18 protein-coding genes are annotated in these 18,564 nt (G+C 52.7%); 10 read left to right on the top strand and 8 right to left on the bottom strand.

Going from position 1 to position 18,564, the window contains the following annotated elements:
- Positions 1–98 precede the first annotated feature (98 nt).
- Both COO92_RS07965 and COO92_RS07960 read right to left on the bottom strand, forming a co-directional pair.
- Positions 99–776, bottom strand: a complete 678-nt coding sequence (locus tag COO92_RS07965; RefSeq protein ID WP_101301240.1) for a GntR family transcriptional regulator — start codon at positions 774–776, stop codon at positions 99–101.
- Positions 776–1,672: a dihydrodipicolinate synthase family protein gene (locus COO92_RS07960; protein ID WP_101301239.1), complete on the bottom strand. Its 897-nt coding sequence runs from the start codon at positions 1,670–1,672 to the stop codon at positions 776–778. The genes COO92_RS07965 and COO92_RS07960 overlap by 1 nt, the downstream gene beginning before the upstream one ends.
- A gap of 194 nt (positions 1,673–1,866) precedes the next feature.
- Here COO92_RS07960 and COO92_RS07955 point away from each other — a divergent pair, with 194 nt between their 5' ends.
- The 3 genes from COO92_RS07955 to COO92_RS07945 are packed head-to-tail and all read left to right on the top strand — an operon-like array spanning position 1,867 to position 4,704.
- Positions 1,867–2,877 (top strand): sialic acid TRAP transporter substrate-binding protein SiaP, encoded by a 1,011-nt coding sequence (locus COO92_RS07955; protein WP_101301237.1) that lies wholly within the window; start codon positions 1,867–1,869, stop codon positions 2,875–2,877.
- Positions 2,878–2,884: 7 nt separating this feature from the next.
- On the top strand, positions 2,885–3,412 hold the full coding sequence (locus COO92_RS07950; protein ID WP_101301236.1) for a TRAP transporter small permease: 528 nt from the start codon (positions 2,885–2,887) through the stop codon (positions 3,410–3,412).
- Positions 3,409–4,704 (top strand): TRAP transporter large permease, encoded by a 1,296-nt coding sequence (locus COO92_RS07945; RefSeq protein WP_022733807.1) that lies wholly within the window; start codon positions 3,409–3,411, stop codon positions 4,702–4,704. Before COO92_RS07950 ends, COO92_RS07945 begins: the two co-directional genes overlap by 4 nt.
- A gap of 93 nt (positions 4,705–4,797) precedes the next feature.
- Here the strand turns inward: COO92_RS07945 and COO92_RS07940 are convergent, their stop codons facing one another.
- Positions 4,798–5,583, bottom strand: coding sequence for a cobalt-precorrin-6A reductase (locus tag COO92_RS07940; RefSeq protein WP_101301234.1), 786 nt, complete (start codon positions 5,581–5,583; stop codon positions 4,798–4,800).
- A gap of 75 nt (positions 5,584–5,658) precedes the next feature.
- Entirely contained in the window at positions 5,659–6,780 is a 1,122-nt protein-coding gene (locus COO92_RS07935; protein ID WP_101301233.1) for a cobalt-precorrin-5B (C(1))-methyltransferase, read from the bottom strand.
- A 232-nt stretch (positions 6,781–7,012) separates the two neighbouring features.
- Between COO92_RS07935 and cobA the strand changes: the two genes are divergently transcribed.
- The 7 genes from cobA to COO92_RS07900 all read left to right on the top strand — a co-directional run bounded on the left by cobA (position 7,013) and on the right by COO92_RS07900 (position 14,802).
- Positions 7,013–7,876, top strand: a complete 864-nt coding sequence (gene cobA / locus COO92_RS07930; RefSeq protein WP_101301231.1) for a uroporphyrinogen-III C-methyltransferase — start codon at positions 7,013–7,015, stop codon at positions 7,874–7,876.
- A gap of 117 nt (positions 7,877–7,993) precedes the next feature.
- On the top strand, positions 7,994–8,779 hold the full coding sequence (locus COO92_RS07925; protein WP_101301230.1) for a sulfite exporter TauE/SafE family protein: 786 nt from the start codon (positions 7,994–7,996) through the stop codon (positions 8,777–8,779).
- 176 nt (positions 8,780–8,955) lie between these two features.
- The gene (locus tag COO92_RS07920) at positions 8,956–9,570 is read left to right on the top strand and encodes an SCO family protein (protein WP_101301229.1); all 615 of its coding nucleotides are present in this window, start codon (positions 8,956–8,958) and stop codon (positions 9,568–9,570) included.
- Positions 9,571–9,626: 56 nt separating this feature from the next.
- Positions 9,627–10,985, top strand: coding sequence for a cobyrinic acid a,c-diamide synthase CobB (locus COO92_RS07915; protein ID WP_101301227.1), 1,359 nt, complete (start codon positions 9,627–9,629; stop codon positions 10,983–10,985).
- Between the two features lie 133 nt (positions 10,986–11,118).
- Positions 11,119–11,583 (top strand): YcgN family cysteine cluster protein, encoded by a 465-nt coding sequence (locus COO92_RS07910; RefSeq protein WP_240626361.1) that lies wholly within the window; start codon positions 11,119–11,121, stop codon positions 11,581–11,583.
- Between the two features lie 778 nt (positions 11,584–12,361).
- On the top strand, positions 12,362–13,852 hold the full coding sequence (locus tag COO92_RS07905) for a methyl-accepting chemotaxis protein (protein WP_276307557.1): 1,491 nt from the start codon (positions 12,362–12,364) through the stop codon (positions 13,850–13,852).
- Between the two features lie 197 nt (positions 13,853–14,049).
- A complete protein-coding gene (locus COO92_RS07900) occupies positions 14,050–14,802 on the top strand; it encodes an MBL fold metallo-hydrolase (RefSeq protein WP_101301226.1) in 753 nt (250 codons plus the stop codon).
- An 18-nt stretch (positions 14,803–14,820) separates the two neighbouring features.
- Here COO92_RS07900 and COO92_RS07895 read toward each other — a convergent pair whose 3' ends face one another.
- From COO92_RS07895 to COO92_RS07880, 4 genes are all read right to left on the bottom strand, one after another.
- Positions 14,821–15,663, bottom strand: coding sequence for an alpha/beta fold hydrolase (locus tag COO92_RS07895; protein ID WP_133125052.1), 843 nt, complete (start codon positions 15,661–15,663; stop codon positions 14,821–14,823).
- A gap of 71 nt (positions 15,664–15,734) precedes the next feature.
- A complete protein-coding gene (locus COO92_RS07890) occupies positions 15,735–16,001 on the bottom strand; it encodes a DUF1150 family protein (protein ID WP_022734017.1) in 267 nt (88 codons plus the stop codon).
- A gap of 15 nt (positions 16,002–16,016) precedes the next feature.
- Positions 16,017–16,514: an Hsp20 family protein gene (locus COO92_RS07885; RefSeq protein WP_022734016.1), complete on the bottom strand. Its 498-nt coding sequence runs from the start codon at positions 16,512–16,514 to the stop codon at positions 16,017–16,019.
- Positions 16,515–16,724: 210 nt separating this feature from the next.
- Complete coding sequence (locus tag COO92_RS07880; protein WP_101301223.1) at positions 16,725–18,425, bottom strand: adenylate/guanylate cyclase domain-containing protein; 1,701 nt, start codon at positions 18,423–18,425, stop codon at positions 16,725–16,727.
- Positions 18,426–18,564 lie beyond the last annotated feature (139 nt).

The raw sequence follows: 18,564 nt of genomic DNA, 5'->3' as shown, positions 1-18,564 counted from the left end.
GCGGGCATCGAACTTTCCATCCATTGGATGGCGCAAACCGGTCGGAACGTTGTTCCGGCCGGTTTTTGTTTGGGAAAACGGGATAACCGGTTTTTGGCTTACCGGTCGCCAAGACCAAGTGCACGTCCGCGCGCATTTTCAAGATGCTGGCGCAGGCTGGTGGCGGCCTGTTCCGGGTCGCGGGTTTCAAAGGCGGCAATGATCGCCAGATGGTCGGTCATCACGTCTTGCAAAAGGTTTTCGGTCAGACGGAATCTTTCCTGTCGGATCAGGCGGATCTTGACGGAATTGACCTTGTAAATCTTTGAAATAATTTCGTTATCGAGCGCATCGATTATCTGGTCATGCAGGGACCAATCGACATTTTGGGCATGTTCAAGAAGCTCGGTGGTAATGCCGTTTTCCGCTGCTTTCAGAACGTCTTCGTGTTCTTTACGCAAGGTCGCCAGCGTTTCGTCACTGGCCTGAACGGTGAACATCCGTGCGGCTTCAAGCTCAAGGAAGATACGCAGCTGAAACGCATTGCGGACAAGATCAAGATCGATATGGGCCACCTGCATTCCGCGTTGGGGGACGGTGGTGATCAGGCCATCGGTCTCAAGCCGGGGGATCAGTTCGCGAATGGCGCCAAGCGGCATGCCGGTAATCTCGACCAGCTCACGCTGGGAGATAAACTGGCCCGGTCGAATATTGCGGGCCAACAGATGTTCAGTGAAGCTGTCATAGGCTTCACTGCGTCTGCTTTGTCTTAGTGGCTGCCGTTTGGCGTCATTCATCAATCGTTCCCGGATTCGAACAGGCGATTATAGGTATTTGTTATCAACTCATACTGCCCCTGATCGAGTTCGACAAGCGGCGCGCGCACACGTCGCCATGCAGGCGTATCTGTGACATGCGCGACAAGGGCCTTGATCACCGGGGTCACCGGATATTCCAGCAGCGCATTGACAAGCGGGGTCAGGTTTTTATCAGGTTCCTTGCCATCAAGAAGCGGGATCAGAAGGCCCGGTGCAATATTGGCAACACCACAGATGGCACCCGATGCGCCGCGTTTGATCGCGGCCCCAAGCATGCGCTCATCGCCAATCAGGATATGACGATCAGAAAACCGGTCGAGCAGGGTCATCGCATTGTCCCAGTCACCAGATGAGTCCTTAACCCCGGCAATCATCGATGGATGGGCTTTGATAATGGCACCCACCATGTCCGGGGTGATCGGGGCGGCTGTCATTTGTGGGATATGATACAAAATGACGTTCAATCCGGTGTCACTGATTGCGGTCAAAAACTGATCAAACCACGCGACCTGCCCTGCATCACTGACCCCTTTGAAATAATAGGGTGGGGCAACCAGTATGTATTTGCAGCCCAGTGACGATACCTGACGTGCGGCATCGATGGCATCGGGCAAGGCCGATTGCAGAATGCCAAAAACGATCTTGGACGGATCAATCGATGCGGCGGTCAGTGCCTTGTACGCCGGAATTGTTTCACTCAATGACAGTGACGGACCTTCGCCGGTGGTGCCGCCAAGCGTTACCGATGCGCATCCCTGATCAAGAACAGATTTCGCATGCGCGCACAGCAGTGCGGTATCGACCGCCCCGGTTTGGGTGAACGGGGTGGTGATGGCGGCGGAGATGCCGAATTTTTCGGTTCTGGGGGCGGTCATGGAGCGTTCCTGTCTGGCGCCAAAGGAGATGGCGTTTTGGCTGTTGTGATGTAATCAGTTGTCTAACACTAACATGTTAGTTATACAATAGGTATCGTGTTAGTGCAGATGTTGTTGATTCTCGTCTGCCAACCGATCAAGAATAAGAACGATAACGTAGAAAATCAGATATTTACCCGTCAGGGAGGAAACAAATGACCAAGTTACTGACAGGGCGCAGCCTTGTGAAAATTGCCTCTGCCGCGTTGTGCACGCTGGCTCTTAGTGCGACATCATCCTTTGCCGCCGACCCGGTAAAGTTGCGTATTTCGACCCCGGCGGTTGAGTCGGACTGGCACGCAAAGATGCTGACTGTCTTCAAGGATGAGCTGGAAAAAACCGCACCGGGCGAGTTTGATGTTGAAATCCATTTGAATGCCAGCCTGTTCAAACAGGGGACCGAACCCGCCGCCATGCAGCGTGGCAACCTTGATATGGCGATGATTTCCGCACAGGACATTGCCAAACAGATCCCGGCATGGTCGGTCTTTACCGCCGGTTACCTGATCCGCGACCCGGACCATCAGAAAAAGGTGTTCAACAGCGATATCGGCCAGAAGTTCTATAAAATGGTTGCCGATGACATGAACATCGAAATTCTTGATGTCGGTTATCTTGGCACCCGTGAGCTTAACCTTGCTTCGGACAAGAAAATCACCACGCCTGATGATCTTGATGGCGTGAAATTGCGCATGCCCGGTTCCGATGCGTGGCTGTTCCTTGGCAATGCACTGGGCGCGGATGCCACCCCGCTTGCCTTTGGCGAAGTTTACACCGGCCTTCAGACCGGGACCATTGATGGTCAGGACAATCCGCTGCCGACGGTTAAGGCGGTGAAGTTCTATGAAGTCACCAAACAGATCGTTCTGACTGACCATCTGGTCGATGCGATTTTCCTGTCGATGGCCAAGGACACCTATGACGATTTGAGTGCTGAGCAGCAGGAAAAGGTTCAGGAAGCCGCGGCTGTTGCCACCGCCTATAATAATGAAAAGCGGATTGCCGACGAAAAATCACTGGTCGACTTCTTTAAGAGTGAAGGCCTGAAGGTGTATGCACCCGACGTTCCGGCATTCCGTAAAAAAGTGCAGGACGCCTATCTTGAGAGCGAGTTCGCGCAAGACTGGCCGGACGGCATTGTTGATCAGATCAACGCGGTAAAGTGATCGACACGTGCCCGATCTGAGCAAACATTTTAGAAAAGGTGCCGAACTTGTCGCGGTGACATTGTTCATCGCGATGTTCGGGACCTTTCTTTTGCAGATTTTTGCGCGGTATGTCCTGAACAACCCGCTGGGCTGGACCGTAGAGGTATGCATTATCCTCTATATCTGGCTGGTGTTCTGGACGTCTGCCTTCCTGTTGCGTGAACATGACCATGTGTCGTTTAACATGCTGTTTTTGATGGCGCCGACCCGTGGTCGGCGGGTGATGGCGATACTTGGTCTGGGATGTATCACAGTTGCCTTCATTGCCGGGTTCCCGGTGATTGTCGACTACGTGATGTTCATGCGGATTGAAAAAGCCCCGGTGACGCGCATTTCCCTTGATTATGTTTATGCGATTTTCCCGGTCTTTATGGCCGCGCTCATCATTCGCGGTGTGATGTCGCTGTGGCGTTTGATGCGGGCTGACAGTTGTGATCGCGAACTTGCCGCCATTGCCGGTGACGTGCCTGATATCAAGGAGCCAACGGCATGAGCATGGCCTTCCTCATCAGCCTTGGTGCCTTTCTTTTGCTTGGCGCAATTGGCATGCCCATCGCAATCGCGGCCTTTGCCGGATCGATTGCCTATATGTTTATGTCGGGGCAGGACGTTGGTCTTGTCGCCGAACAGGCGTTGAACGGCCTGTTTAACAGTTACGTTCTTCTTGCCGTGCCACTGTTTATTCTGGCGGCCAATTTCATGAATGCCGGGACGATCAGTGATCGTTTACTGACATTCTGTATTGCGATTGTCGGGCGGTTTCGTGGTGGGCTTGCGCATGTCAATGTCTTGGCCAGTGTGATCTTTTCGGGCATGTCCGGGTCGGCGATTGCCGATGCGGCGGGCATTGGGCGTGTCATTATTGAGTTGATGACACGTGATAACCGTTATCCCGGCGGCTATGCTGCGGCATTGACGGCCGCCTCAAGTGTGATTGGTCCGATTATCCCGCCGTCGATCCCGATGATCCTTTATGCGCTGATATCGGGAACTTCAATCGGGTATCTCTTTTTGGCCGGAATTGTGCCGGGGCTGTTTATGGCTCTGGTTCTGATGGTGCTGAATGTGATTGTCGCGCGCAAACGTGATTTCAAACGTGATGAAGTCGTACCTTTGCGTAAAATACCGCGACTGACCATGCGGGCCTTTCCGGCGCTTATGTTACCGGTCATTTTGCTGTACGGGATTTATGGTGGTGTCACCACCCCGACCGAGGCAGCGGCGATTGCGGCCATCTATGCGCTTGTTCTGGCCGGATTGTTTTACCGTTCGGTCAGCTGGAAAGATTTCTATGCATTGGTGCTGGACGGGGCAAAATCGACATCCGTTGTCGGGCTGATCATTGCGTCGGCACTGGTGCTAAATTACCTGGTGGCGAGCGAAAATATTCCCGCCCTTGTTGCCGACAGTCTGTCTGCGACGCAGATGTCGCCACTGATGTTCCTGTTGATGATCAATCTGATCATTCTGGTGTTGGGGTGCTTGTTTGATGCCACGACATTGCTGTTGATTGTCGTGCCGCTATTTTTGCCAACGGCAAGCATGCTGGGCATTGATCTGGTGCATTTCGGGGTGGTGATCACCATCAACATTATGATCGGATTGATCACGCCGCCGTATGGCATCTTGCTGTTCGTTTTGAACGGGGTGACGGGCATTCCGCTGCGTGACATTATCCGCGAAATCTGGCCGTTCGTCTTTGCGTTGCTGTGTGCGCTGATTGTGCTTGTTCTTATCCCCGACATGGTGCTGTGGCTGCCGCGCATGTTTGGCTATGTCGGGTAAGGATTACCGGCAAAGATGACCTGATAAATCAAAACCCCGCCGAATAACTCGGCGGGGTTTTGGTTTTTATAGGCTGTGTCCAAAGTCAAAAGGTCAGAATTGCTCAAGAAAGTTTCTCACATTTTGAACAACCGTTTTGGCATCTGGCGCTTGCAAAACGGGCTCCCCACCGGGACGGGCGATCATGATAACGGGAATTTTCAGGTCACGTGCGGCTTCTATTTTCGCAAATGTTGCTTTGCCACCGCTGTTCTTACAGACAATGACATCAATCTCGTTGCGTTCGAGAAGTTCGGTCTCGCCTTCGACGCTAAAGGGGCCGCGTGCGAACAGCCATTCACCATAAGCCAGATCAAATGTATCGCGCGGGGCATCAACGGTGCGGACAAGAAGCCATGTTTTTTCCAGACCTTCAAAGGCATGCAGGTTTTTCGCCCCACTTGCGATCAGTGCACGCGTGCCATGGTCAGGCAAAATACGTGCGGCCTCCTCAATCGAATTAACGATGATCCAGTTGTCCTGTTCAGTTTTCGCCCAGGCAGGTCGATGAAACTGGATGCAGGGCATCGCAACGGCGTGGCAGGCCTTGGCAATGTTGGCTGATATTGCGGTTGCATAGGGGTGGGTCGCATCAATGGCCAGATCGATTTTTTCGGTCTTGAAATGCGCGATGATGCCCTCGGGCCCACCAAAACCGCCAATCCGCACCGGAACACCGTCGGGTATGCTCGGTGCACTGGTCCGCCCGGCAAGCGAAAGCTGTAACCGGATATCCTGACCAAATTCGTGTTGCAGGCTGCGTATAATTCGGTTTGCATCCCCGGTTCCGCCGAAAATAAGGATATGCATCGGGCGCTTGGCGGATCGGTGACGCGGCATAAGAAATGACCTTTTTGGTTTTGGCCCGAAATCGGGCTTTGCGGGGTCTGTCGGAATAGACAGACCGAACGTATTTTATTTTTTCACAGACGGTCGGAATGTGTCGAAATCACCGGGACTATGGCGGGCGATGATTTTACCATCGCGATCGGTGATGACAATTTCGACCACAGTTGCGCCATCAAGTGTTGCGCGTGCGGACTCGCATGCTTGGCGCGCAATCGTGTCTGCAATATCAACGTTTGCTGCCTGACATTGTTCCAACACCTGTTTGGCGGTATTTGCTGTTCGGGTGGCGTCTTGCAGCATCGCGTCACCGCCGCAGTGCTTGACGGTCTGTGCCAATCGGTCGAAATCAACCTGTGATCGACTGCTGTGCAAATCGAGATGCCCCTGGGCCAGCTTGACCAGTTTGGCAAATCCCCCACAGATGCTGATATGCTCGACCGGATTTTTGCGCAGGTATTTCAGCATACCGCCAACAAAATCACCCATATCAAGGATGGCTTCGTCGGGCAGGTCGTAAAAGGTGCGAATGGCGGCTTCCGACGTTTTGCCAGTCGCACCGGCAACATGGGTGCGGCCCGTGGCACGCGCGACATCAATGCCCCGGTGGATCGAATGGATCCATGCCGAGCAGCTAAACGGAATGACGATCCCGGTTGTGCCAAGTACCGACAATCCCCCGACAATGCCAAGGCGCGGGTTCCACGTTTTGGTGGCGATTTCCTGCCCGCCGGGGATGGAAATTTCGATTTCGACATCGGTGGGCACGTTAAACTCTGTGGCCAGTTCAGTAATTTGGCCAATCATCATTTCGCGTGGTTTTGGATTGATTGCCGGTTCGCCCACGGGTAACGGAAGGCCCGGTTTGGTAATGCGCCCAACCCCGTCACCGGCATGAAACGTAATGCCGTTGCCCGGTTTGCCGTGGCGCAGGGTTGCGATGATTTCCGCCCCATGGGTTACATCGGGATCATCACCGGCATCCTTGATCACACTGGCACGGGCCCAGCCATCGCCGGTTTCGGCTTTGACCAAGGCAAAGGACGGTGTTTCACCGCGTGGCAATGTAATGGTGACCGGATTTGGAAACTGACCAGACAACATGGCCTGCCACGCAGCACGGGTGGCGGCGGTGGCACAGGCCCCCGTTGTCCATCCTTTGCGCAGCGGTCCATCAGGTTTTCTGGCCATCAGTCGGATTTTTTCCTGTTAATCACGTCACCGTACCCTTTATTGATGGCACGGGCAGCAGCGGCTGCGAACAGAGTTTTTCTATTAAACATACTTTTCTGTGTGGTATTTAGAATAATACTATAAATTTTCGGAAATATGTTGGACCTATCGTCTGATTATTGTTTAACATATCTTCTTGATGCGGTCCTGCACAGATGGGGCTGATTGGCTCGAACAAAAGTAATGCGTAATGACTAAACTTGGTCTTGATTTTCCGGTCTTTGAGCCGGGTTGGGTTTGGCTGGTTGGGGCGGGTCCGGGTGATCCGGGCTTACTGACGCTTCATGCTGTCAATGCCATGCAACAGGCCGATGTGGTTGTCTATGACGCATTGGTCGATGAGCGGATTCTAAACCTTTTGCGGCCCGATGCGCAGCGTGTTTACGCCGGTAAGCGCGGCGGACGTCCGTCGTCCAAGCAAACCGACATTTCACTGCAACTTGTTGACTATGCCAAAAAAGATTTGCGTGTTTTGCGCCTTAAGGGCGGCGATCCGTTTGTCTTTGGGCGTGGCGGCGAAGAAGGCATGACCCTTGTCGATCACAATGTGCCGTTCCGGGTTGTGCCGGGCATTACCGCCGGGATTGCCGGTGCGGCCTATGCCGGGATTCCGACCACACACCGCGATTGTAATTCATCGGTGACCTTTGTCACCGGTCATGGATCAAGCGGCGATGTGCCAGATAACATCAATTGGGCAGCGTTGGCGCATGGATCGCCGGTGTTGGTGATGTATATGGCGATGAAACACCTACGCCGGATTTCAGCCGAGCTGATGGCCAATGGCCGGTCCGGCGATGAACCGCTTGCGGTGATTAATCAGGCCACCACGCCAGCACAGGGTATTTTGATTACCACCCTTGCCAAGGCGGCTGACGATGTTGAACGGGTGGGGGTTGAACCGCCTGCGGTTTGTATCCTTGGTAAAGTGGTTGGCCTGCGTGATCGCCTGAACTGGTTGTCCCCGCAAGATGACGTCAAAGAGGTCCGGACTGTGCCGTTCGAACAGATTCTTGAGTTAATCTCGACCCCGGCGGATCCGCAAAAAGATTAGGTCCTGAGCCTAATGTATTCAGCCTGCGTCGATTCCCTGTCGCGAATTGATCTATATCCTTGTTGGCTGTATCGCTGATTGTCACAATCATATCCACCGAATGAACCGGGATGGATCATGGACGAACAGCAAATACTGATCCGCATCCTTGAAAGCGGCTGGGCACAATGTGCGCAAATCCTGCAAGATGATGGCGGGGTGCTTTTGACGGCCTTGATTGCCGGTCTGGTTGGCAGTGTGACCCATTGTGTCGGCATGTGCGGGCCGTTCGTCATCAGCCAGGTCACCAGTCGCATGGAGCAACTCCCTCTCGAAAAAATGAGTGAGTTTCGCCGACTGACCGGGGCGGCTTTGGTGCCCTATCAGCTCGGGCGCATCACCACCTATGCCGTTCTGGGCGGTTTGGCGGGCTTTTTTGCCGATAGTGTGTCGGTTCTGGTGCAGGTTTGGTGGATTGGTCCGGTCTTGTTGGTACTGGCCGGTGTGTTCTTCTTGGTGTTCGGGGTCATGGGGCTGGTACCCCATTTGGGCGGGTTGTTGCCCCAAACATCTGGCAAGACTGGCGGTGACTGGTGGAACCAATTGATCGGGAGGCACATTCGTCCCCTTTTTGCCGCACCATTTGGGCTGCGGGGGTATCTTCTGGGATTGATGCTGGGGTTTATCCCCTGCGGACTGGTGTATGGTGCGCTTGTGCTGGCCGCGGCGTCGGGCGGCGTGGCAAGTGGTGCCATGGTGATGGCGGTATTTGGTTTTGGCACGGTGCCGATGCTGTTTGTTACCGGGTTTGTTGGCCAATATGCCGCCGGGCGGTTTCGCGCATTGATGGTGCCTGTTGGACGCGGATTGATGATTGTTAATGCACTCATCCTGTTTGTTCTGGCATCACAATCCTTTGGCTAGGCAGATTTCGAACAACAAATCCCTGAAAACCTGAAGATGTCTGGCCAAGTGTGAGCTGTCGCACAGCTGTGATGCTTGCATGATTACAAAGGGCATTTATAGTGCCCGCACAGTTTTGAATGCTTCTCGTGGCCGCGCACGGGCCACAGAAAAATGCACGGAAAGAGGTAAGGCGCATGAGCAAAAAGACGCTTCTGGCTATTCTGGCGATTGCGCTGGTACTCGGCATTGGTCTGACCTATCGCCTGATGATGATGGGTTCAGAAACGCAGTCATCAGGTGCGGCTGCCATCGGTGGGCCGTTTGAGCTGGTCAATCAGAACGGTGATACGGTCACCCAGCAGGATTACGCTGGAAAATACATGCTGATTTATTTCGGCTATACGTTCTGCCCTGATGTTTGCCCGACCGAATTACAGGTCATGGGCACGGCACTGGACATGATGCCAGAAGAGACTGCCGCCGAGGTAACCCCGATCTTTATTTCAATTGATCCGGAACGCGATACGATTGGCGCGCTTGGGGCCTATGTCCCGCATTTCCATGATCGTATGGTGGGTTTGACCGGTACGGTTGCCCAAACGTCCGAGGCGGCAAAGGCTTATCGCATCTATTACGCCAAATCGATCCCGGAAGGCGAACCGGAAGATACCGATTCTTATCTGATGGATCATTCGTCCTTTGTCTATTTGATGGGCCGCGATGGTGAATTTATTCGCCACTTTAACTACGGTACCGCGCCCGAAGATATGGCCAAGGGCATCACCGAAGCCGTCAAAAGCAATGGGTAAGCCAGAAAAGACGGGCTGGTGTGGGGGTTGCGCGATGAAGGCCGGAGTACTGTTAAATGCATGACAAAACATCCGGCGTTGTGATTGCCGCCCCGTCGTCAAACAGTGGCAAGACCGTCATTACACTTGCAGTGCTGCGTGCGCTCAAGCGTCAGGGGATTGCGGTTGCGGCGGCCAAAACCGGGCCTGATTACATTGATCCGGCCTTTCAGGCGGCGGCCTGCGGGACAGGTTGCATCAACCTTGATCCCTGGGCGATGGACCGCAATCAGCTCAACACCCTTGTTGCCCGTCACCTTACCGCACAGCATGACGAAAATGCGTTTGTGGTGTGCGAAGGGGTGATGGGGCTGTTTGACGGGGCCGCCAATGGCACCGGATCAACGGCCGATCTGGCCGCAACGATGAATTGGCCGGTTGTTTTGGTGGTGGATGTGAAGGGGCAATCGGCATCTGCCGCAGCCCTGATTTCCGGGTTTGCCAAGTTTCGCGACGATACCCGCATTGCCGGTGTAATCCTCAACCGGGTTGGCAGCGACCGCCATAAACAGATGATTGTTGATGCCTGTTCCAAATACCTGCCCGATATTCCGATTATCGGTGCCGTGCGCCGCAGTTCTGATCTGACATTGCCAGAACGTCATCTTGGTCTTGTGCAGGCCGGTGAACATGATGAGCTCAATGGGTTTCTCGACCGGGCAGCGGATATCATCGCCGCCGACGTTGATCTGGCGGCCTTTCGACGGTTGGTAACACCGTCAGTTCTGGCAAAACCCTGTGTTCCGGGTGTTGACGGAGCATCCGCGAACGTTCCGCCCTTGGGGCAACATATCGCGATTGCGCGCGACATGGCGTTTGCCTTTTCCTATGCTCATCTTCTGGATGGCTGGAAGCTGGCCGGGGCGGAGTTATCGTTCTTTTCCCCGTTGAACAATGAAGTCCCGGACCCGTCAGCCGACGCGATTTATCTTCCCGGTGGATATCCCGAACTTTTTGCAGGCCAACTGGCCCAGGCAACGCATTTCAAATCGGCGATGCGCAAGGCCGCCGAGGACGGTGTTACGATTTACGGCGAGTGCGGGGGCTATATGGTGCTGGGTGATCGGTTGATCGATGCCGATGGCCACAGTCACGAGATGCTGGGGCTTCTGGCGGTTGAAACCAGTTTTGCCGACCGAAAGCTGCATCTGGGCTACCGCGAGGCGGTTCTGACACAACCGACACCGTTTGGCCCAGCCGGGACAGTTTTGCGCGGGCATGAGTTCCATTATGCCAGCACGCTTTTGGAAGACGGCACGCCATTCTGCCAGATGAGCAACGCAACGGGTGATGCCCTTGGGCCTGCCGGTTTGGTTCGGGGCACTGTGTTTGGTTCTTTCTTTCATGTGATTTCCGCACGCGTGCAAGGGGCTTAGGGACAGGACCCCGTTTTCCGTTCGGGCATTTTACCTTATTGTCGATCCTGTCGGATGTGATAAGCAGCGGCCTTGATGGATGCGAAGGGTTTCCAATATATTGGATGGCATCTTTGCCGATGCGAGAGAGACAATGACCGATAAAGACATGGCAGCACGATCCGACAAACCGTTCTGGGAAGTTAAGACACTTGCCGAGATGACCCAGCAAGAATGGGAATCGGTGTGTGATGGGTGTGGTAAATGCTGCCTGCATAAGCTTCAGGACGAGTATGATGATGCCGTCTACTACACGTCGGTCGCGTGTCGCCTGCTTGATTGCGAGTCTTGCCAGTGCAAGGATTACCCCAACCGGACGCAACATGTTCCTGATTGCGTGCAGCTTTCAAAGGAAAATGTCGACACACTGGGGTGGATGCCATCGACCTGCGCGTATCGGTTGCTGTCCGAGGGCAAAGGCCTTCCTGATTGGCATCCGTTGGTGACGGGCGATCCGAAGTCACCGATCAATGCCGGCATGTCTGTACAGGGCATGTGCATCCCCGAAGAAGAAGCTCATCCTGATCTGACCCGCTATATCGTGAAATGGCCAGCGTAAGGTTCCAGTTTCTACTGTTTCTCCGCGACTGACAACGCATCATCAAGATGTCTGGAGCGCGATCATCACAGTCCTGTTTTGTTGAGCGACTCCCGCATATTGCGATCGGTCCAGCACGATAAAACCGTTCGCGACATCTGTGTTTTCTGTCATTTCCACAATGGTCAAACATCATATTCTGCAAGTGGTGGGTCTTTGCCATGTATTGCAGGATTCTGATTAAGCATCTGGATGTGTTCTGAAAACATCAAGCGATGCGAAAACAATCCGATGATGAAGGCCAAATTTCACCACTTGGCGGATCAGTCCTGCGCAATTGCCAGTTGAACTATTCAAAAGTATATGTTTAATTTACTGATCAATTGCTCTGGGAGTGGGCGACTGATAAAATTTGATCCGAATTATTTCTTTCGTCGTACGATATGATGAAGAGAAAATAACGGTGCGGTGTAAGGCCCTAAGTTGGGAAGTTTTCTTACATCACATGTGTTGGCGAACTTTGACAGGTCATTGAATTAAATTGCAAATTTTTGCGCCCGTAACATTGGCAGCACAAAAAATGCTTTGAGGTCTGGACAAGATGATCTGTCGCCGAGTGCAAAATTTCTCCCGCAGATAGGCCATGGTTATGTTGCCTGAGTCCGATTTCGTGGAATTGATTCCACGAATTTTTTGGTTTCGGCAATGAATTTTGATGGCGATGATTCTACCGAGTCCTTCAAAAGGATAGGTAGGTATGTAGGTGCGCATCATTGCGCAATTTCGAAAGGTTTTAAGAGTGGTACTTGGTTTTTTAAACAGCGGTAAACATGCGCAGGCAGAAGAACAGGTTGCTGCAGCACTGAGCCGGTCGATGGCGCGTATTGAATTTGACATGAATGGTCAAATTCTGACTGCGAACGATAATTTCCAGAAAGTCATGGGATATGGACTTGATGAAATTGTCGGGAAGCATCATTCGATGTTTGTGCCCGAAGAAATCGTGAATACGGCTGAGTATAAGTCGTTCTGGAAGAAGCTCGGCAGCGGTGAATTTTTAAGCGGTGCCTTCCCGCGCAAGCGCAAAAATGGTCAGTTGCTTTGGCTGGAATCGACATACAATCCGGTGTTTGACGGCAAGGGTAAGTTGATCAAGGTCGTCAAGTTTGCCAGCGATATTACCGAACGTCGTAATGAACGTGCACTTTTGCAAAGTGTGTTTGAGGCGATCAGTTCGTCGCAGGCGGTGATTGAGTTTGATCTGGACGGTAATATCCTGAATGCCAACGAAAACTTTCTGTCGGTGATGGGCTACAGCCTTGATGAGATCAAAGGCAAGCATCACAGCATTTTTGTGCCCAAGGAATTTCGGAACACATCGGAATACCGATCATTCTGGCAGAGCCTTAATCAAGGCAAGTTTCAAGCGGGTCAATTTAACCGTGTGGGCAAGGGTGGTAAGGAAATCTGGATCGAGGCAACGTATAACCCCGTGCTAGATGCGGTTGGTAATCCGATCAAGGTGATTAAATTTGCCACCGATGTTACCGAACAGACCAAATTGCTTTTGAACCTTAAGCAAATGATCGACGGAAACTTTGCCGAGATTGACGGTAATATCAACGACCTTAATCAGCGCACTGTTCAAAGCGTTGATGTCTCGAACAATACCATGGGCATCACCCAGGCGGTGGCGGCCAGTGCAGAGCAACTTGCCGCATCGATTTCGGAAATCTCGCGCAGCATGACGCAGTCGCAAAGTGAAACCGAACGGGCATTCGATCAGACCGAAACCGCAAATGAAATGACCGATCGCATGTCAAATGTGGTCGATCAAATGGGCAGCATTGTCGAAGTCATCCGCAATATTGCTGGTCAGATTAACCTTCTGGCGCTTAACGCGACGATTGAAAGTGCGCGTGCAGGCGAGGCGGGTAAAGGATTTGCCGTTGTTGCTACCGAGGTCAAGAACCTTGCCAATCAGGCCGCACGTGCGACCGAGGACATTTCACAGGAAATTTCCGGTATCCAGTCGATTTCAGCCGAGGTTGCCGGTGCTCTTCGGACCATTCGTAGCTCGGTTGAAACCGTGCGCAACGATGTGACCAATATTTCCTCGGCAGTGGCCGAACAAACGACTGTGACCGATGGGGTCAGTGCGAACATGCGTGATATGGCCAGCACGGTCGAAGACCTGTCACGCAATCTCGAATCCATCCGCTTGACCAGCGATGCCGTGGCGTCATCGGTCAACAAAACACGTGAGGCTGCAGAAGTTCTGGCGCGGTGATCACCAAATCAATCCAAATTTTTCTTCAATAAACAAGGGATGGAACCGATCGGTTCCATCCCTTGTTGTTTGCGTGACAGTTTGAAGACGATCACAACATCGTTTTCAGAACCACTTGCGTTGTTTGCGAGGAAGTCGCAAAAATAGTGAGCCTAATATGCTTTCACCAACGACGTAGGAAATGGACGGTAGGGGCAATGACAAGCGACCATCTGCGCATTGATGTTCTGGGCGTTGGCGAAGCGTTTGATCCGAATTACGCAAACTCATCTGTTGTGGTGACAGCAGACGAATACCGTTTGCTGATTGATTGTGGGGCGACGGTTTCCGGATTGGTGATGGGAAAATATCCCGACCCTGATGCGATAGACGCCATTTATTTCACCCATATGCATCCCGATCATGTTTTTGGTTTGGTGCCGGTGATGTTGAACTGGCGCGATGACGGTCGATCAAAACCATTGCATATTCTGTGCACGCCGCAACTGCGCAGCCATTTGGAAAAGCTGATGGAGCTTGGCTTTACCGGATTGGGGTCAGCATGGCCTTTTGAGGTGATTTGGCATGCACTTGCCGATACCACCAGCATTGGTCCGTTTGAATGCCGTTTTGCCCGGTCCGATCACAGTGTTCAGAACCATGCGATTTTGTTGCGCTTTGCCGAGAAGGGGTTTGCCTATTCCGGGGATGGCAATGTAACGGCGGAAACCGCCGCACTGTTTACCCGTGCCGACCTTGTGTTTCAGGAAACCTATCTGACCAAACATGATCCGCAACATTCAGCACACTGTGATCTTGAAACGGTGATGCAACTGGCATCTGACATGCCCGGCGCACGTTTCTGGCTGTATCACATCAAGCGCGACGCCCGCGCGGAGATCTCCAGAATTGTCGGGCACAATGATCAGGTCCGCATCGCCGTGCCTGGTGAGGTGATCGAGATCAGATAAATCTTATACCAATGATCATTAACGTGGGAAATACGGGCGTAGATGATGCAAAACCGCATAAGGGGCAGTTAAATGGGGCATGTGACCGGTGCTGTCCAAGATATGCAGATCGCTTTTTGCAAGTTTTTCATGAAGATAGCGACCAACATCAATGGGAACGGCTAGATCGCTGTTTGGCTGGATCAAAACGGTAGGCACCGTGATATCCGTCAGTAGGTTTCTAAAGTCGGACTGGAAAATAAACTTTGCTGTTTGAAGGGCGATGGGTGCCGGCATTTGCAATAGCCCGGAGGTAAATTCCCTTATGAATGCAGGGAAGGATTCTCCAACAATCAGAGGGGCAAAACCATTTGCCCATGCCTCAAAGTTTCCTTCCATTGCGGCAAACAATCCATCCAAATCTGCCTGTGAAAACCCGCCACGATAGCCGTCATCGTCAAGATAACGCGGAGATGCGGCAATCGTGAATATGCGTTCAAACAATGACGGACTTTTTGATGCTGCAATGAATGCGACCATTCCGCTGACTGAATGACACAAAATTTGACAGCGGCTGATTTCCTGTTCGTTCAGCAAATCGAGAAGATCGTCGGCATAAGCATTGATCAAGGTATGTCGATCTGGCTCGAAGCTCTGCGCACCGTTTGATCCGGCACCGGCCAGATCATAAACACCTACATCGTAGTGATGTAAAAGCTCGGGAAGGAGCAATCGCCAACTGCGATGATCGGTTCCAAATCCATGCGAGACAACAAGGAGCGGCGCATTTTCAATGCCTGATGCATTTGGAATAAGCCGCCAGTTGTGGCGCTCGGCCATTGAGTTGGATGGGATATGGGTTTTGCAGGATGAAGTGTTCAATGGCTGTGACGCCTAAAACGGGAAATTGTTGCCCGGCGGACCGGGCAACTGAGCGATTTTTCTTACCCGGTTTAATGCACCGCGCGCGGTTCCATATCATGCTGGCGGATTGCCGCATTCGCGACAGCATGGCTGTCAAAGGACGCAATGTGCGTGCCGTCAGCGGTGAAAACACCAAAGACCATTTCTTCGCTGTCTTCTTCGTTGCTTGGGACTTCGCGGACATAGGCGAAATCATGGATACCAAGCATGGCGAAATCAACATTCGACAACAGGCCGGTGTCTTGCGCCCCGCGTGGGGTGCTTTTTGGGCTGAGCTGTGCAGTGCGGTCTGTCATTTGAACCACTCCTTATTAGGCATCGCTGCTTTTGTTGGCGGCTTTGCTGTCTTCGTCATCCACTTTCATGTCGATTGTACGCGATGATACGGCTTTCTTCTTGTTTGACCCAATGGCGATCTCACGCACGACGGGTTCAGGAATAGGCCGGTTCAAATCAACATGAAGCAATCCATTATCCAAATGAGCACCAACGACTTCTATACCTTCTGCCAGCACAAAGGAACGCTGAAACTGTCGTGACGCGATACCGCGGTGGATATAGATACGCTCATTGTCCTCTTCGGTGTGCTTGCCACGAATAATGAGCTGGTTGTCTTCTGTGGTTACAGACAGATCGTCTTCGGCGAATCCGGCAACTGCAACGGTAATGCGCAGCTTGTTTTCGCTGATCTGTTCGATGTTGTAGGGCGGATAGCCTTCTGCCTTGGTTTTTGAAACCTGATCGAGAACGCGTTCAATCTGATCAAAACCCAGCAATAGCGGGCTGTTGAACATGGAAATTCGTGACATTTGCAGCACCTCCTCCGTCAGAGCGAGTGTGAGTAGTGGTCAGACCCCACGCAGAATGCGTTTTTGGGCGCCTGTTTGTTCGACCCGATCCTATCGGCACCGAACGGTACTTTATATTCGAATAAATGTGGTTTTCACCGAAATAGTCAAGTGTTGCCTGTATCAATTGACTTGGAAACGCTGCATTGCAAAACCCGATATGTCGGTTTGTCAGGTTGCCAGTGCGGGCTTCTGATCCTGTCGCGTCATTGCCCCGGTTAAGTCTGGCATGGCATCAAGGGCATAATAGGCAACAGACTGATCCTTACCGCGCAGTGCGACTTCATGAAGCACGGCATTCTCGGGTAACGGGATTGGCCCATGGTCAAACAGGGTCTTTGAAATCACCAATGGAACGCCATGTCCCTTTGTCTGTGCTTCAAGCCGTGCCGCGGTATTGATGGTGTCGCCAATCGCACTGATGTTTTCGCGGCCCGGTGGGCCCATTTCCCCCACAATTGCCTTGCCCATATGAATGCCAATCCCGATCCGTAAGGCATGGGGAAGTTCTGATTTCAGATGGTCATTAAGCCCCTCGATGCGGCGCAACATTTCGGCCGCCCCTTCAAAGGCATTGAGGATCATGCGTTCGGTATCGTCGCTTTCATGGCCATAAAGCGCCATCAGTCCGTCGCCGGTAAATTGCGCGTAATAGCCGCCTGTGCTGCGCAGTGCTTCTGTCATTTCGGCGAAAAACTGATTGAGGATGAACAATACGTCATAGGGCATTTTCATCTCACCCAGCCGGGTCGAATCGCGCAAATCAATAAACATCGAGACCACTTGACGTTCGCTGCCCGACAGCCCGCCGGGGCGGCGGCCATCGCGGGCAGATGCGTTTGGCGCCATCAAGGGTACAACTGCCAGATCGTTCTGCGGTCTGATTTGACAGGCCAGGCGCATGCCATGGGGTGCCTGAATGCTTTTAAGGGCGGCGGCTTCAATCTGGCCGGGCTGGGCAAGCTGATCAAGACCTGATCCGCAATGCAGGCGGCATGTCGTGCAGCGACCATGCCCACCACAGACCGATGCCATCGCAATGCCAGCATCGCGCAGCGCCTCAAGGGCTGTGGCCCCCGGGGGAACGCGGATTGTGCGGCCATTTGGCAAATTCAATATTGGCCCGCGTTTGACCCGGTCAATGGTTTGGCGTACTTGGCGCACGACAAAGGGGGCGACGGCCAATGCGATGGTCAGGATGATACAGGGGATTAATATCTTCTCGTAAAAGGCAATAGCCGCATCGTTGACATTGGCTGCTTCAAGCACACCGAAAACATACTTTCGGCCACCTTCTTCGACCCGGCGCATGATCTCGGCCGCGGCGGCACCATAGCCTGCCAATGACAGAGCCGGGATCAGAATGGCAAGCGTGCCCAAAACATTGCGCCATTTGGGATAGAACGGTTTAACCCGGAGCCAGAAATGAATGCCGATACAGCCATGGGTCCAGACGACAATGACGGTGATGGCTTGAAGAATGCCCTGACTGGGTAGAAATACCGCAAGATCAAGCAATACCCGCTCATAGGGTGATTCAACGTCAAATCCCAGATCAATGACGCGGGTTGCAATGATATGGCGAAACAGAAGAAACGGGATGCAAAGCCCCAAGATCATCTGCGCCCATTCCGATTTGCGCAGGCGCAGCGACCGGCGGCCGGTCAGTCGGCCCGTGGCCAAGATGAAATGGGTGACAAGTGACACCAGAAGCAAAATTTCAAGCGGTGGGAACTTCCAGAGTCCTGTGCTGAAATCAGACGCCGTTTCCATAAATTCCGGCGATATGATCCCCGCTGCATGATTAAGCAGATGGGTCAGGACATAGGCAAACATTGTCAGTCCTGAATACAGACGCAGGTTCTGGATCATCTTGTCGGGTGCTCGTGTCTGTTGAGTGTTGCAGCGTGCAAAGGGTCTTCGATGGTCAATGTTTGCGGATGAGTGTGCATCAAACCATGAATTGTCCAAAAGCGTACAATACTTTTGGTTGATAAAGCGTTGCACGAAA

Origin of the sequence: Thalassospira lohafexi (assembly GCF_002844275.1) — a bacterium.
Classification (GTDB): Bacteria; Pseudomonadota; Alphaproteobacteria; order Rhodospirillales; family Thalassospiraceae; genus Thalassospira; species Thalassospira lohafexi.
Note: the sequence above shows the minus strand (reverse complement) of the source record. Positions and strands in the feature narration are given on the sequence as shown.